This is a genomic window from Ferroacidibacillus organovorans, assembly GCF_001642725.1.
GTDB lineage: Bacteria > Bacillota > Bacilli > Alicyclobacillales > SLC66 > Ferroacidibacillus > Ferroacidibacillus organovorans.
Genome location: NZ_LSUQ01000007.1, coordinates 35,527 through 51,054, shown reverse-complemented (window position 1 = coordinate 51,054; position 15,528 = coordinate 35,527). Strand labels below are relative to the sequence as shown.

Below are 15,528 nucleotides of genomic sequence, written 5' to 3'. Positions count from 1 at the left end.
ATGAAAATCCAGACATCAAGGATGCCTTACACGTCTGCCGAGGAAGCGTGTTCCAGAATTTGATGAGGCAACACGACGCGAAAGGTTGAAATCGGTTCATCTAGCAATAATTTTGTCATAAAGCGCATTGCGACTGCACCATAATCGTACATCGGTTGAGCAATCGTGGTCAATTCAGGTCGCGCCATCATCGATAATTTGGTGTTGTCAAAACCGACGACCGCGATATCTTTTGGGACACTCTTTTTCTCGTCGAGGATCGCGTGGATTGCCGCGATGGCCATTTCGTCATTCGCCGCGAGTATCGCGTCGATCGGCTCCATCGTGACGTGCGTGCGCACCGCCAAAAGCGCGTCCTGATACTCTTCGCGCGCCGTGTCAATAAAGATTGGGGTAAGTTTGCGGTTTTCCATTTCCGCAACATACCCGCGCCGGCGTTCACTCGTAAGCGTCCCTTCATGATGGATCGACCCTAAAAAGGCGATCTTGTTACGTCCCTTTTTGTGAAGGTATCTCACTGCGTCAATGGATGCGCCAGAATTGTCAATGTTGACAGACGGAATGCGACCCTCAGGGTCATCTGTGCGACAAAGGACGATTGGAATTTGCGCCTCTTCAAATGTATTCACATGCTCCGTCAGCAGCGCAGGGGACATAAAAATGATTCCGTCAACCTGTTTTTCCCACATCGTTCCGATCAAATCGACTTCGCGCGCGAGAAGTCCATCCGAATTGCAAAGAATAATGTGGTAATGATACATGCGCGCCACGTCTTCAATCCCGCGTACGAGCTCTGCCATAAATGCAGCCGACACATCCGGCACGATGACACCGATGGTTTTGGTCCGTTTGCTGGCAAGCCCCCTTGCTACAGCGTTCGGACGATATGAAAGTTTTGCGATTGCATCGAGCACGCGTTTTTTTGTCTCATCTTTTACGACAGCCGTCTCATTGAGCACTCGAGAAACGGTAGCCATCGATACTCCAGCTTCGCGCGCCACGTCATAGATGGTTGCGCTCATGTAGAAATCGCCACACTCTCACTAAGGTTTTCGTACATGTCCTTCAGAAAGCGCCACTTCCCAAAATAAATGGCGAACATCGCTTTCCTTAAACTGAATGGCAACTTTGTGACCATTCGGAAAAGGATCAATCGAGAGAACAACGCCTTCTCCAAAGACTTCGTGATGGATCGGTTCTCCGCGCTTTGGCAATTGATCAGCGGTTACTGGAATTGGCGTATGAAACGCAGCCTTTCTCACGACCGTCGATCGTTTGTCATGCCGCGTCACAATCTGGCGGTCGCTCTTTACGCGCACCTGTTTCTCGCGATCCTTTGTGTGAATTGATTTTCGATTCTCATCTTTTCTCGAAAGTAATCCTGCATCGAACAAAAAAGGGGATGGCTCACGATCCGCATTTGCCGTTGACGCAGGATACACGACAAACAAGCGATCGCGTGCGCGGGTAAGCGCCACATAGAAGAGTCGACGTTCTTCTTCTAAAAGCACGCGTCTTGCTTTGCGTTCGCCTGTCAGCGCACGCGCGTGTGGAACGGCGCCGTCATAAACCCCCGCCAAGATAACATCGTCAAACTCCAACCCCTTCGCACCGTGAAATGTCATCACACGTACTTGCGCCTTAGACAACCCCTGCTCGTCCTTCTGCGAGAATCGGTCTACTTCAAGGATAAACGTTTTCAGGTCAGGTAAACCTGCAACGCGATCTTCCAACAATTGTAACGCTTGACGCGCTTCCTGAGAAGGGGTTCTCCGCGCATGCTCCAAACGTACTGTATAGGCTTCATAATGCTTTGTAAGTAAGCGAACCGCATCAAGTGGCGTTTGGACGGCCATATTTTTTACAAACGCATCAAATGCAAGCGTAGTTGGAGTTCCTGCCATATGCTGGTACAGCGCAGCCCGTCCGCCCAAAAGTCCTGCCTGTTCGCGCGCGACACGTGGTTCTAACAGTTTTAAGTAAAAGCGAAATGCTTCCTCACGAACGCGAAAATCACCACACGAGACACGAAAAAGCGCCAAATAGGACGCGACCACAGATTCTGTATACAGGTTTTTTCCTAAATCCTCAACCAGTGCGATTCCCTGTGTTCTTAGCTGCTCAGATACAAGATACAGATGGTGATGGGAACGCGCAAGGATGCCTACGGTACGCAGTGGGTCGCGTGCGTGGATTTTGGCAATCGCCGTCGCGATTACCCTGCCCTCTTCCATTGCGTTTTTTGCGCGCAATACACGCACACGTTCTCCAGTACCGCGAACCCCGCGCATCAACTTCGGTTTTCGATCTTCATTCATTTGAATCAAACGACTCGCCGTGCGAATGATCGGATCAAGTGAGCGGAAATTTTCGGAGAGCACGAGTTCACGCACATGGGGGCGTGCGTGAACGAACGTTTTCATGAGTCCTGGCTCCGCTCCACGAAATGCATAAATCGACTGGTCGTCATCCCCTACCACCATAAAACTGACCGTTTTAGACGCCAATTTTAAAAGTGAATTCCATTGAATGCGGCTCGTATCCTGAAACTCATCCACCATGATATGACGAATGCTGTCCGTACACGATGTGTAAAAAGAAGGCTGTGAATGCAGACGCTCATTCATCACCATGAGAATATCGTCAAAATCCCACACGTTATTTTCCTTTTTGTAAGATTCATACTGCTGATACACAGTTGCCGTACTCGCAGGGACGTCTCGTGTATCCAGGTGATCCTTGGCGTTTACAGGTTCAACCATTTGATTTTTCAAAACGGTGATCGCTTGCAAAATTGCAGTGACTTGATCATCGTGAAAAGGTTCGCGAAGGGATTGCAGAATAGATCGCACGACACCGCGCTGCGCATACCCTGTAAGAAGTTCGCGTCGCTCTTTCGCTTCACGCAAAAGCCATTTCAAATACAGTGCGTGAAACGTCCCAGTCTGCACGCTTTTAAGCGTCGGATGAATCTGTTGGAGACGTCGTGTGAGTTCGTCAGCGCTCTTTTTTGTAAACGTGAAAATAGAGATGGAATTTGGATCTTCGTTAAGCACGCGGACAAGATAAGCTGCGCGCAGCGTAATCACAGTCGTTTTTCCACTGCCAGGACCCGCAAAGAGAGCGAGAGCACCTGAAGGGTGTCTTATCGCCGACTTTTGCGTTTCGGTGATATCAATTCCCTTGCCCTTGAGTTCCGCAAAAAACGATTCGTCACTCACTTCGCCACGCCTCGATAAACGCTTGCACGCGCTCAATTCGTCGCTCAAGCGTTCGTTTCTCCTCAACTAAACGTCCGATCTTCTCCAAATCCTGTGCGCGAAAATGTTCGACTGCAGATCCTTCCAAGAGCTGAAGCTGGTCGTTCCATGCGCCGACAATGCGCGAGACGCGCTCCATCCGAAGGGTCATGCATGGAGCGCCTCCAGTCGATTGGACCACCGCATGACAAACGCCTGAAGTTCATCGACAAATTGACGCTCCACCTTTTTCATCTGCATCAATCGCTCAAGCCCTTCCATATCCTCATTTCTAAAAAGTCGCATGACCATCTCTGACAGTTGTGTATCGGAAACGGTGACAGCCGTTTCTTTTTCACATTCACGAAGTAAATCCAGCGATGATTGAATTCCTTTTATCAATTGTTCTTCCATCCTAAAAACATCCTCCTTACGTATTTTTTATCGCAATCATTTCTAATTTTCCGCGGCAACTTCCACACGCATAGCGCGATGTATCCAGTTTTCGCTTGCGTACGTAATTGGCGCCACACGCCGTACAGCGATATGCGTACCGCGTTGTAAGTGGTGTAACGCGGTGCGCTCTGGCATAGCGCGCACCGTCAACGCGGGAGAGTAACTCTTTAAAATCCCGATCTTGGTGTCGATATCCGCGACCAGCCAAATGAAGATGATAGTGAACCAACTCGTGGCGAATCACACGAATCAATTCTTCGATTCCAAAGCGATGTGCGTAGCTCGGATTGATCTCCACGTTGTGGGTGGAAAGGATGTATCTTCCACCTGTACTGCGCAGTCGTGCGTTAAAGCGACAATCGTGCGAAAACGGAAGATGAAAATCGCGCATGGATATCATACACACCATGGATTTCAATTCGGCGTCAGTGCGTGGAAGTCCTTCCATCAGCAATAACTCCTCAGCAATTCAATAAAAACATGGTACAATCTCAAGAAAAAGGAGGCAAGGGCTTATTTCACTCTTTGCCATTGCCGATCTCCATTTATCGTTTGGCACCAACAAACCGATGGATGTTTTTGGGGCTACGTGGGAACGGCATGCAGAACGCATTGAACGCGCATGGCGCGAACAAATCGCTGACGAGGATGTCGTTTTGATCCCCGGAGATATCTCATGGGCCATGCGTGAAAATGAGGCGCTACCCGATTTTGCATTTCTCACGTCACTCCCGGGGCGAAAAATCCTGCTCCGCGGAAACCATGACTATTGGTGGAGTACGAAACGAAAAGTAGAAAAATTAGCCGGATCTGATTTTTCTGTCTTGCAAAACAATGCAATTCCTCTTGCTTATGTCACCATCGTTGGAACGCGTGGTTGGGATTTGCCCCACTCTAAAATGACGGCAGAGGATCACACCATCTACAGACGTGAAGTGGAGCGATTGCGACTCTCTTTGGAAGCGGGGAAAAAAATGGACAAACCGCTTATCGCGATGATGCATTATCCGCCAATCACTCGTCACGTGCGCGAATCAGAGTTTAGCAAGCTGCTTGAAGCATACAATGTGAAACTCTGCGTATATGGTCATTTACACGGTAACGCCCACCAAACGCGCGTTGAAGGCATCGTCCGCAATGTCGATTACCATTTGGTCGCCGCAGACTTTTTAAAATTTTCCCCACTGCAACTCGCATTTCACTCTCCATGACAAAAGGCGCAGACGTTATTCTGCGCCTTTTGGCTTCACGCTTTGATGTGTGAATTCATCGACCCATTCCCTACTGTCTCATCATTTGAAACACTTCTGCGCGCCGATGCGAATCTTCCAAGAATGCGCCGCGGACAGCTGTCGTAAGTGTTTTTGTGCCCGGTTTGTTTACGCCGCGCATGGCCATACACATGTGCTCAGCCTCCACCATGACGGCAACGCCCAGTGGATCAAGCTGATCGACAAGTGAATCTGCTACCGTCGCAGTCAAACGTTCTTGGAGTTGTGGACGTCGCGCAGCACTTTCAACCAGTCGCGCAAGCTTTGAGAGTCCTGTAATCTTGGCACCTTGTGGGATGTAGGCAACGTGCGCTTTACCGAAAAAGGGAACAAGGTGATGCTCACACATGCTGTAAAACGTGATGTCTTTGACAAGTACAAGTTCGTTGTGATCCTCATTAAAAATCGTTTGAAGTTGTTCGCGCGGGTCTTGGTGAAGACCTGCAAATACTTCTGCGTAAAGCCTTCCAACGCGAGCGGGTGTCTCGAGCAAACCTTCACGATCTGGATTTTCGCCAACGGCCTCAAGGATCATGCGAACAGCGGCCTGAATTTTTTCCTGATCTACATGCGCCATAGTAAAATTCCTTTCTACGTCTGAATCTACTCGCCTTGCGGAGGCGGTTTGAGTGATGCGGCTGGCGGTGCTACGGGTGTCGAAGTCCCTGGAATCACCGTGCTTGTAGGGCCCGAGCTGGATGTCGTCGTACCTGAACCGGGTGTCGTCGTACCTGAACCGGGTGTCGTCGTACCTGAACCGGGTGTCGTCGTACCTGAACCGGGTGTCGTCGTGCCTGAACCGGATGTCGTCGTGCCTGAACCGGGCGTCGTCGTGCCCGAACCCGCGAATGAGGACGGAGTAATTTGCACCTCGATCTCTGGCGAAACGGCAATCTCGTGATCTGTCAACGCATTAAATGCGACCACCTGATAGGTGTGGCCCCCGAGAACGTGAATCGGATCGACATAACTCGGCGACGTCGTTTTTCCAATTGAACGATTATAATACAAATTCCGATCGCTTGGGCCGCCACGGAACACGAGATAGTATACGGAGCCGTTAAGCGGATTCCACGAAAGTGAAATTCCGTTTTGAGTTGCACTGTACGACCCTGTAAGTCCAGTCAACGTCATGAGCGGTGCTGTGCTTGACGTGTTTACCGGAGTGGTAAACGAACCTGCTGGCGTACCAGAGAGCCCCTGCGTCATGATCGCGCTAAAAAGTTCCGCCGGCAAAGCGCTTCCGCCAACCCAGTTTGGAATGTATGCTTGAAGTGAGGTATTAGGAAAGCCTTCCCAAATGGATCCCACGACATTCGGTGTAAATCCACAGAACCACAGGTCACTATCACCTGGTGAATAGGTGTATCCCGGAGGCAAGAATGCAACCGAACCCGTTTTTCCTGCCACGTGACGTCCGGCAACGCCTGCAAGGTGAGCGATTCCATTGACAACGTTATTCTGTAAAAGTCCTACGATCTGTGATGCAGTCGACGGCTTCATCACCTGAATCGGTACACTTTGCGCTTGATAAACGGTCAACCCTTGCGCGTTGACGATGCGTTCAATCGCATGTGCGGGAATTCTCTGACCATTGTTGTCAAATGATGTATAGGCTTCCGCCATCTGTAATGGGTTCGTCCCTGGATGAATATCACCGAGCGCAACATCGAGATGCAAAAAATCTTGCGGTTGAAAATGCAGTCCTGCCCGCTCAGCGAATGTCAAACCTGTTGAGATTCCGATCTGTTGCAAAAGCCAAACGGCAGGGATGTTCCATGACATCGCAAGCGCGTCGCGCATCGTCACATGTTGATTAATGGTAGGATGCGACTCCCAATCTTGCGGCTGATACCCACCGATATTGAGCGGACCGTCATACAGGAGCGAATTTGCATTGTATTTACCAGTATCGATCGCCGGGCCATACACGACCAATGGTTTGATCGACGATCCGGGTGACCGCTGTGTCTGCGTCGCGTAGTCAAAGCCTTCGTACTGATACGTTGACGGTCTGCTACTCATAATCGCGAGGAGTCCACCCGTTTTTGGATCGAGAAAGGCAGCCCCGCCCTGTGCAACATTTCCATTCATGTTTGGCGGAAAATACGCGTTGTTATTAAACTGCTGATAGGCAGCCATCTGTAACTGTGGGGAGAGATTGGTGTAGATCTTATACCCACCTTGTTGAAGCGCACGCGCACCAATGCCAATTTTATTGGCTTCTTCATACAAATAATCACGATACGACGCGTATTGTGGAGGAACGCCGTCCGCAACAGCGCCTGGATTTTTCGCCAAATCAAGCGGAGATTGAATCGCCTTGGCGTACGTCGCTTGCGAAATGAAGTGGTACTTTAGCAACTGTCCCAAAACGATGTTCCGGCGCGCCATCGCAGCATGCGGGTGTAAAAACGGATCATACTGTGTAGGCGCTTGTGGCAATCCGGCTAAGAGCGCACACTGTGGAAGATTGAGTTGCCACACATTTTTTTGAAAATAAATCTGTGCCGCATTTTCAATTCCCGGTGTCGCTCCGTTGAAATTAGCCGTGTTGAAATACATGTCGAGAATTTGATTCTTGGTGTAGTAGCGACTAAGCTCAACGCCAAGAATAATCTCTTGAATCTTGTATTTAATCGACTGGTTATCTGTGAGATAGACCATTTTCGCGAGTTGCTCCGTAATCGTGCTCGCACCCTGAAGAGACCCGCGATGAAGGATATCCTGTACAAGTGAGCGGAACGTAGAGCGCAAATCGAATCCGTGATTTTGATAGAAACGGATGTCTTCGGTTGCGATCAGCGCATCTTGTAACATTTTAGGAATCTGTGATAAATTGACGCGTCGCGTACCCGATGGATTAATCGTAAAGGCGACGTGGCCAAATCGATCGTATACGATCGTTGGGCTTGTTGCACCTTGATCAACCTTTGCAGGATTAAAGTTTGCCGTAGTCAAAACAAAGACAATTCCACCCGTCGCCAGGGCAGTAAAACCGACAGCGATGGAAGCGCTGATCAGAATTTTTTTTCTCAATGACATGCGACGTTTTTTCTTTTTTACAGGTGGGCCGGCAGGTTTGGTCGGCTTCCCATTGGATCGCAAAATCGATCACCTCGCATGTATTGTACATGTTTCTGGCGAAATTTGCGATCTTTATCCGCGCTCACGCATCGTGTAAGAGTTTAATCGCGTGCGAGAATCATAGCGTACGACAACCATCGATCGTAGGTCATCATCACCTTTTGATTTTCTTGAACGATGGCCATGATTTCTTTTGTGTAGGTTGTCGGTGTAAGCGTCGTTACGTTAGGAATTGCAAGAGGAGCGTGTAACCCGCGGATCGCGCCAGAGCGCACCATCTGAACATCGGTAAAACCTACGGTTTCGTATGCTTCTTTCCACCCTTTTAGGGTGGGGACTTGAACGGCTCCGTACAATCGCTGGAATGCGCGCCGGGCATCATCAGGAAGCGTGAAACTTGCAGCCATCTCGAGATCAATGAGCGAACCGTGCGGTGCAAGAACCCGACGCCACTCCCTTAGAAGTGGCAACAGCGGATTAAAGACGGCGACTGATTCAGCCAAAACAAGATCAAAAGAATGATCAGAAAATGGTAATAGGCCAGGTTTTATCTGATAAAAACGAACAGATACCCCTTCTCGTTTAGCGCGTTCCTGCGCACGCTCGATCATCGGTTTTCGCAAGTCTACTCCGGTAACTTGGCATCCAAAACGACGTGCCATTTCACACGAAGTTTGCCCTGTTCCACAGCCCGCCTCAAGCACACGAGAAGATGGATGAAGGGGCACTCCGCGTTTTTCAAGCTCATGAAACACGACTTCCGTCATTTGATAGCCGCCTGGGTGTGCGCTTGAAATTCCCAGATGCGCTAGAGCATCATGATAGTCCAAAGATAACACGCCTTTCACATGGTTCACTTTCATCGCATCCCTTGCGATGGATATCCTAGAGACGGTATAGTCTGTCTGACCGTAGTGCCATGCAGAAAGAAGGACACCGATCGATGCGTAAACCAACAAATGGAATCCAAGTACCTTTTCAACTTTATCTGATATGGGTTGAGCCAGCTGGCGATCTCTTCTTCTCGCCGGAAGGAATATGCATGATTGATGAAGAGCGACACTACCGCATCTACAGCGAAGCTGCACGCCACAATGTACTGCGCGCCGCAGCACTGAAATACTCGATTGATGAGTTGCTAAACGGTGTGGAATTCCGCGGTTCCATCTATCGTTTCGAAGATTTATCAAACCTTCGCGAAGCGCTCTCCTTGCGTGATGCATCGGTCGCAGCGACACTCCGAGCATTATATGAAAAACACCCTCAAAGGTTTCACTTTCTGGGGTCCAGCGTCTATACGATGTAATCTTTTTTTCGTACATCAAAAAAAGGATTGCCACGAAATTTCGGCAATCCTTTTTTCATTGCTATGGTTTTACAATGATTGGTTATTCCGTCGCAATATCCTGGTCTGTAAGTTCCGCGCCGGGACGAATCACCATGAAATGATCGTCAGGGCTTTGCATCAGCGGTTGCAGTTTTTCGGCTGCATCCTGTTGACCAGAGCGAATCAGTTCTTTTTGATAGTGACCGAGCAATTCCTGTACATCAAGAATTCCCCCAGGATGCAAATGCGTTAAGGATACTTTTGCACCTTTTGCAATCCGGCGACGAATGACTTCAGGCGTCAATCCCATTTCGAAATCGATGCGTAAATAAACAAAACCACCGGTCATTCCAGAACAAATCCACGGTCCCGGATCCCCCATGACAAGCGCCCTTCCGCCAGTCATGTATTCAAAAGCAAAACCTTTTACGTTTGCGCGGCTCGCAAGATAACCCTTACTATCATCAATTGGAGTCTCAACCTCGCCACCGATAATAAGGTCTGCGCCTGACAAGCGAATGCCGGCGCGCGCATCCGCATTTCCCTGAACGATAAACAATCCGCGTTGAGCGCCATACGCCAATCCTTTGCCGACACTTCCATTTACCCGTCGTCCGCGCTCGTTAAGCCCTTTTAAAATGATGACCTTGCCGCCAAGTGCGCCTTTACCAACGCCGTCTTGTGCACCACCTTCAACACGCAGATGAATGCCCGTGGCGTTATACGCGGCAAATCCATTGCCGGCAACCGACCCGGCGAGCAGACCTACGGATGCACGTGTCAGACCTTGCTTTCGCTCGCGAATCTCTGTGCGCACAACGGATCCAGAGAGCATGCCGCCAATGATCCGTTCGCCAGAGTTCACGTGATCCGCGCCGAATTGTAATGACTCACTTCCTGCCGCCATGGCAGTCAACGCTTGTTGTCCGAGCTGAGCCGTAATGGATTGACGGCTCACGCTACTCGGTCGAACGGCGATTTTCTTATATTGATACGTTACGGCGACATGGTGTTGAATCAAATCGTGCAGATCTACGCGGTCGTGGCATCTCGCTTGCTGCAGGTATTCTGATTTACCAACCAGAGCTTGAAGCGACGTCGCGCCAAGCTGCGCGGCAACGTGCCGCACTTCTTGAGCCAACCCGCCGAAGAAACGCTCAAGATTTGCCACAGCCAGATCGAATTCGCGCGGGACAAAAGCTTTCAATCCGTGTGCAGTTGCTTGTTCAACCGTTTCAATTTGCGTGGCGATTCCCACGTGACACGTATCTTTGTGACATGCGCGACAACTGGTGCACCCGACGGCCACCATCGCCATCGTTCCGAATCCTACTCGATTTGCGCCAAGCAACACCATTTTCACAACATCGTACCCGTTTTTCATCCCGCCGTCTGCCCAGAGTTCAACGAGCTCGCGCAATCCCGCATCCAAAAGCGCCTCGTGCGCCAACTTCACACCGATTTCAACTGGCAAACCTACATGTTTCAATGCGTGCGCGCGCGCAGCTCCTGTTCCACCGTCAAAACCACTCAGCGTAATGATGTCAGCGCCAGCTTTTGCAATGCCTACCGCAATGGTTCCAATTCCTGGAACAACAGGCACTTTGACAGATACTTTTGCGCGCGAATTTACCGTCTTTAACTCATCGATCATTTGAGCGAGATCTTCAATCGAATAAATATCGTGATTGTTCGAAGGTGAAATGAGGTCGGTTCCTTGGCGCGCATTTCTTGCGGCAGCAACCTTTACCGAGACCTTTGAACCAGGCAAATGACCGCCTTCACCAGGCTTTGCTCCCTGTCCGATTTTAATCTCCAGGAGATCCACTGAATTACACAACTCCGCGTTGACGCCGAATCGTCCAGATGCAATCTGATGTCCCCGATGTTTTGCGTATTTGCCGAGCATGTCCTTGATCTCCCCACCTTCGCCATTCAGTGAGAGCATATCAAGTCGCTTTGCCGCCTCGGCGTAGGAGCGAAATGCAATCTCGCTCTGTGAACCAAACGACATCGAACTGATCAAAAAAGGAAGAGAGTGATCGCCTACAGATAGATCGACGGTATCAGGAGATGGTTTATTCGACTGTGGAACGATGTCGAGCACATGGCGAAGAGAGATTGGCTGCTTTATCTCGAGTTCACGTAGTTTGGCCGAATATTCTTCAAACGAGAGCGTACCGCCTGCGACGTCCCCAGCCGATTTCCAGATGCGCGGCCACAATTGATAGGGACGAGCAACGGAAGCTTTGGGTTGCTTTAGCAGCAATGCGCGTTCGCGCGCAACATCCGCAAAGAAGATCAAATCTGCACCTGAGCCCGCACCAAAAAAAGTGCGAATTTCCAGAAGGTCGGCGATTGTCTCAGAAAGGCCGATTGCGCTGAACAACCGATCATACCCGCGCAATTCGTGAATGCCAAGCGTTGACAACACCTTTTCTACACCTTTGGTAAGTGCAGCGTATACGTTCTCGATCCCCTTCCACCCATCCACCTCATAGGCTGTCTCCATATAGAGGTAGGGACAGATCGCATCGGCGCCAAGTCCGGCCAGAACCATCACATCGTGCAAGTTTCGCACAGCGCCTGTGCGAACAATCACACTGGCACTCCGCCTTGCACTCAGCCCTTCAACGACGAGTTCACGCAGCACGCGATGCGTCTTAGCGACAGCAAGTGCCGGATCGATAAACGTGCCACCGTCATCAAAAGAGAATCGATCATCAAGCACAAAGAGACGAGCGCCGCGCAGCACACCTTGCTCGACTTCTTCTGCGATTCTCACAAGAGCATCTTCGATTGTTTCAGACGGCAATAGCTGCGGATAAATTTCGCACAGTGCATCATCATCCCTCATGAAGTAGCGAATGACATCTTCATAGAGTTGGGTGCCGACTTTCGTTGCGAGCGCGCGATAGCGGTCTGCTTCAGGCAAACTGTGTCCGCCCAACAACAGCGGGCTCTGCAGTTCCAGGTGCAGTAAATGTTTCGATGAACCATCGATATGTGGCCGACCGCCGAGCACGACACGCGTTGAAAAATGTTCAATCTCTCGCTCGCGATCAACAGCTGGATTGGTCACCACCGCGACGGTTTCTTTCAAATAGTCGCTCAGATTCTGACGTTCCGCTGACAAAGCGGCGAGCGGTCCATCAAATCCGAGCGAGCGAATCGGCTCCGCCCCATTCGCCGTCTGCGCCTCTAAATTGCGCACATCTTCCTGATCCCAGCCGAACACAGCCATTCGCGCTTCACGCGTTCCGTCCGTAGCGCGGTTTGGCGTCAAGTGCGTATCACCCCAAACCAGTGGTCCGTGAAACGACACGCCTTGGCCGTAGCCCTTTATCTCATGACGTTCACGCATACGGGCATGCACCAAATGCTGAGCATCTGGATACGCGTGCACAATCGTCGGTTCCCCAGGCGGCAATTCGAGATAAATCTTCTCTCCTGGCGAGAGGGGGCGCGGATCGTGAATCATTTCAGAAAGTGAAACAACGCCCTGTTCACTTGAAAAAATTAAGCTTGCGTCTGTCTCGACCATCCAAAGCGGGCGTAGTCCCATCGCATCCACAGAGAACACGGCTTCTCTCCCGTGGCGCGATACGATTCCTGCAGGTCCTTGAGCAAACGGACCGAACAGCGATCGAATATACATGTAGAGATCCTGAAGTGGTAGGCTCATTTGCTTGATTTCATGAATGATCGGCGGGAACGCAATTTCCATGGCTTCGATGAGTGAATACGAATAGTTGTGAATCAGACCTTCAAGAAAACGGTCGAGATCCTGTGAATCACTACCTCCAGAGACCGTCTCAATGTTGACCATGCGCGACTCCTCACGCAAGCGATGAATCGTGTTCAATTCACCATTGTGACCGAGCAGTGTGAAAGGTTGAACGCGCTCGCTAGACGTCGTTGTATTCGTTGAATAGCGATTGTGTCCAATCGTAATGCGACTCACAAAAGACTCGTCATTTAAATCCGTGTAATAAGCGCGAAGTGTGTCGCTATCTCCGCGAATTTTATACACCGTGGATTGAGACGATAGAGAAGCCACATGGACTCTCAGTTGCGTTTCAATCTCCTTTAATAATCGATAACAGGCAGCGTCTACTCGTTCCGCTGTAGCGGTTGCGTCGTTGTATAAAAATGCAAATTGGAGAAAGTGAATTCCTTCTTTACGCCCGCCCGGACCTAGCGCCTCTGCGTGGACGGGGTCAATGACCACCTTACAAAGTGAAAAGCCCGCAGCCTCCGCCATGAGCGGCACGTTTTGCGCGACAGTCTCAACATCAACTGCTGTACCTTCGCTCGATTTCATTTCATCCGTAAGTAAAACGTGCGCGACGGCGAATAAAGGATTTGCGACAAGCTGACGCGCGACAACGTCCCCGCCTAATTTTTTTACCCAGATCGCGCGCGGTAAATCCACCAAAATGCCTGAGCCATCGCCTTCTTCTTCCACAAAACCGGCTCTGTGCTTCATTTGATCAAGTGCGCGTAATACTCGTTCAACATTCGCGCGCGTCGGTTGTGCTCCTTTTTCTACCCAAGCGACAATCCCACACGCGTCGTGCTCTTCTCTCTCTAGAAAGGCCATGGTATCGACTCCTTTACTTGAATCTGACGAACTCCATTTGAACCATCTGATTTAGATATACAAAAGGCGAAGAAACGCCCTTTTCAGGGAACCTCTCCGCCGAGTCTTTTATACTCACGGTGTAGCATTAGCACGCTTGCACCGCTTGGTCCTGTCCCGAAACATGCATCAGGCCGGATCCCTAGGTGCACTTCCTCTGTAATTTTACTATAGCGTGCATTGCATAGGAATGCAATCCACTTTATGTTCATAACGCTACCCCGAAAGCGATTGCGCGTTCAAATTTGTCTTAAATGTGATCAATCCGAAAATCGGTCTATCCAAATTGGACTTATTATGTGACAATCCAATTTGGAAATAGAACCGATTGTTTTCACGCGAGGACTCAAACACTCTGGCGGTATCTCTTCCCCATCATTTCAGGAAGCGCATCGCGTACGACATCAATCGCGATGGCAAAACCGATTCCCTGTGAACTCTGACTTACAGCCGTGTTAATGCCAATCACTTCACCGCGCAGGCTGATCAGAGGTCCGCCAGAATTGCCGCGGTTGATTGCCGCGTCTGTCTGCAAAAGGTGTGGGTAGGAGCGATCACCAATCTGCATAGGCCTTTCTTTGGCGCTAATAATGCCAACTGTAACAGAGTGATCAAGCCCCAACGGATTGCCGACTGCCATTACCCACTCGCCAACTTGCACATCCTTTGACTTTCCAAGACGCAAAATGCGAATCGTTTTTGGAAGATCGACTTTAAGAACAGCCAAATCATGTTCATAATTTGTTCCAACAACTTGAGCGATCAGCTTTCGATCTTGATTTCGCATTTTGACGTGAACTCGTGAAGCCCCGTGAATGACGTGTTCGTTTGTTAAAATGTAGCCGCGTTCATCAAAAATAAAACCCGTACCGATGTTCATCGCACGCGGTTCTTGTTCGATAAACATGTCGAACGGCAATCCAAATGGACTGCGAATTTGCCGATTGCGCGTGCGTTCATGAGCAACTTCAATATTGACAACTGCATCCTTACACTGATCGACGATGGATACAAAATCGGGCATCCGCAGGTTGCGCGGTGTTCGTGCCCGCAGTCCTTTGGCCGCGCTTGACGCTGATCCTTTTTTTCGCTGCAAAGAAACCACCTCGAACGTTTGACTAACGTCATCCTATTCGAGGTGGATGTTTCGGTGTGGGATATATGCCTGTGTCACCAGTAAAATCGCGGAATGTCTACAGTGTGAAGGTCACTTTACTTCAACATATCCTGCTGTCCCAGGGAGTTTATCTTCGGATAAAAATCTCATTCCGCGCTCTAATTTTTTGTATAGATCACGCGGATCTCTTCCACCAATGAGTGCGCCATTGCGGAGTGCAAATGGAATGTCGGTGCACGTGCCACAAACATCTGCGCAGTCCTTCAATTCGATCTCCACGTCCGGATAATCGTGTGAAATCGCTTCAAGCACACTCTGGCTATAAAGCGCGAGGTTTTTTTTACAAAATGTGAGTTGAACCGCGAATGCCATAGACGCTATTCTCTCCT

The 15,528-nt window shown here is 49.9% G+C and carries 13 protein-coding genes; 2 read left to right on the top strand and 11 right to left on the bottom strand.

Annotation, left to right across the window (positions count from 1 at the left end):
- Window positions 1-26 precede the first annotated feature (26 nt).
- From AYW79_RS03945 to AYW79_RS03925, 5 genes are read right to left on the bottom strand one after another with little or no spacing between them, the layout of a single operon-like run.
- The gene (locus AYW79_RS03945) at window positions 27-1,022 is read right to left on the bottom strand and encodes a substrate-binding domain-containing protein (RefSeq protein WP_067561903.1); all 996 of its coding nucleotides are present in this window, start codon (window positions 1,020-1,022) and stop codon (window positions 27-29) included.
- Window positions 1,023-1,043: 21 nt separating this feature from the next.
- The gene (locus tag AYW79_RS03940) at window positions 1,044-3,269 is read right to left on the bottom strand and encodes an ATP-dependent helicase (protein WP_179123066.1); all 2,226 of its coding nucleotides are present in this window, start codon (window positions 3,267-3,269) and stop codon (window positions 1,044-1,046) included.
- Window positions 3,214-3,411, bottom strand: a complete 198-nt coding sequence (locus AYW79_RS03935) for a hypothetical protein (protein ID WP_067561898.1) — start codon at window positions 3,409-3,411, stop codon at window positions 3,214-3,216. The genes AYW79_RS03940 and AYW79_RS03935 overlap by 56 nt, the downstream gene beginning before the upstream one ends.
- Window positions 3,408-3,653, bottom strand: coding sequence for a hypothetical protein (locus AYW79_RS03930; protein ID WP_067561895.1), 246 nt, complete (start codon window positions 3,651-3,653; stop codon window positions 3,408-3,410). Before AYW79_RS03930 ends, AYW79_RS03935 begins: the two co-directional genes overlap by 4 nt.
- Before the next feature lie 16 nt (window positions 3,654-3,669).
- Window positions 3,670-4,143 (bottom strand): SprT family protein, encoded by a 474-nt coding sequence (locus tag AYW79_RS03925; protein WP_067561892.1) that lies wholly within the window; start codon window positions 4,141-4,143, stop codon window positions 3,670-3,672.
- A gap of 40 nt (window positions 4,144-4,183) precedes the next feature.
- On the opposite strand from AYW79_RS03925, the gene AYW79_RS03920 reads away from it, so the two are divergent.
- On the top strand, window positions 4,184-4,906 hold the full coding sequence (locus tag AYW79_RS03920; protein ID WP_079290295.1) for a metallophosphoesterase: 723 nt from the start codon (window positions 4,184-4,186) through the stop codon (window positions 4,904-4,906).
- A gap of 70 nt (window positions 4,907-4,976) precedes the next feature.
- Here the strand turns inward: AYW79_RS03920 and folE are convergent, their stop codons facing one another.
- The 3 genes from folE to AYW79_RS15785 all read right to left on the bottom strand — a co-directional run bounded on the left by folE (window position 4,977) and on the right by AYW79_RS15785 (window position 8,910).
- Entirely contained in the window at window positions 4,977-5,543 is a 567-nt protein-coding gene (folE, locus tag AYW79_RS03915) for a GTP cyclohydrolase I FolE (RefSeq protein WP_067561887.1), read from the bottom strand.
- Window positions 5,544-5,569: 26 nt separating this feature from the next.
- On the bottom strand, window positions 5,570-8,011 hold the full coding sequence (locus tag AYW79_RS03910; protein WP_156493886.1) for a transglycosylase domain-containing protein: 2,442 nt from the start codon (window positions 8,009-8,011) through the stop codon (window positions 5,570-5,572).
- A gap of 143 nt (window positions 8,012-8,154) precedes the next feature.
- Window positions 8,155-8,910 (bottom strand): class I SAM-dependent methyltransferase, encoded by a 756-nt coding sequence (locus tag AYW79_RS15785; RefSeq protein WP_197460965.1) that lies wholly within the window; start codon window positions 8,908-8,910, stop codon window positions 8,155-8,157.
- Between the two features lie 86 nt (window positions 8,911-8,996).
- Here AYW79_RS15785 and AYW79_RS15780 point away from each other — a divergent pair, with 86 nt between their 5' ends.
- The gene (locus tag AYW79_RS15780) at window positions 8,997-9,359 is read left to right on the top strand and encodes a hypothetical protein (protein ID WP_179123068.1); all 363 of its coding nucleotides are present in this window, start codon (window positions 8,997-8,999) and stop codon (window positions 9,357-9,359) included.
- An 82-nt stretch (window positions 9,360-9,441) separates the two neighbouring features.
- Here the strand turns inward: AYW79_RS15780 and AYW79_RS03895 are convergent, their stop codons facing one another.
- The 3 genes from AYW79_RS03895 to AYW79_RS03885 all read right to left on the bottom strand — a co-directional run bounded on the left by AYW79_RS03895 (window position 9,442) and on the right by AYW79_RS03885 (window position 15,511).
- A complete protein-coding gene (locus tag AYW79_RS03895; protein WP_067561875.1) occupies window positions 9,442-13,983 on the bottom strand; it encodes a glutamate synthase-related protein in 4,542 nt (1,513 codons plus the stop codon).
- Window positions 13,984-14,368: 385 nt separating this feature from the next.
- Window positions 14,369-15,118 carry a S1C family serine protease gene (locus AYW79_RS03890; protein WP_231877829.1) on the bottom strand — a complete coding sequence of 250 codons (750 nt, stop codon included), beginning with the start codon at window positions 15,116-15,118 and terminating at the stop codon, window positions 14,369-14,371.
- Between the two features lie 111 nt (window positions 15,119-15,229).
- On the bottom strand, window positions 15,230-15,511 hold the full coding sequence (locus AYW79_RS03885; protein WP_067561872.1) for a DUF1450 domain-containing protein: 282 nt from the start codon (window positions 15,509-15,511) through the stop codon (window positions 15,230-15,232).
- Between the last annotated feature and the right edge of the window lie 17 nt (window positions 15,512-15,528).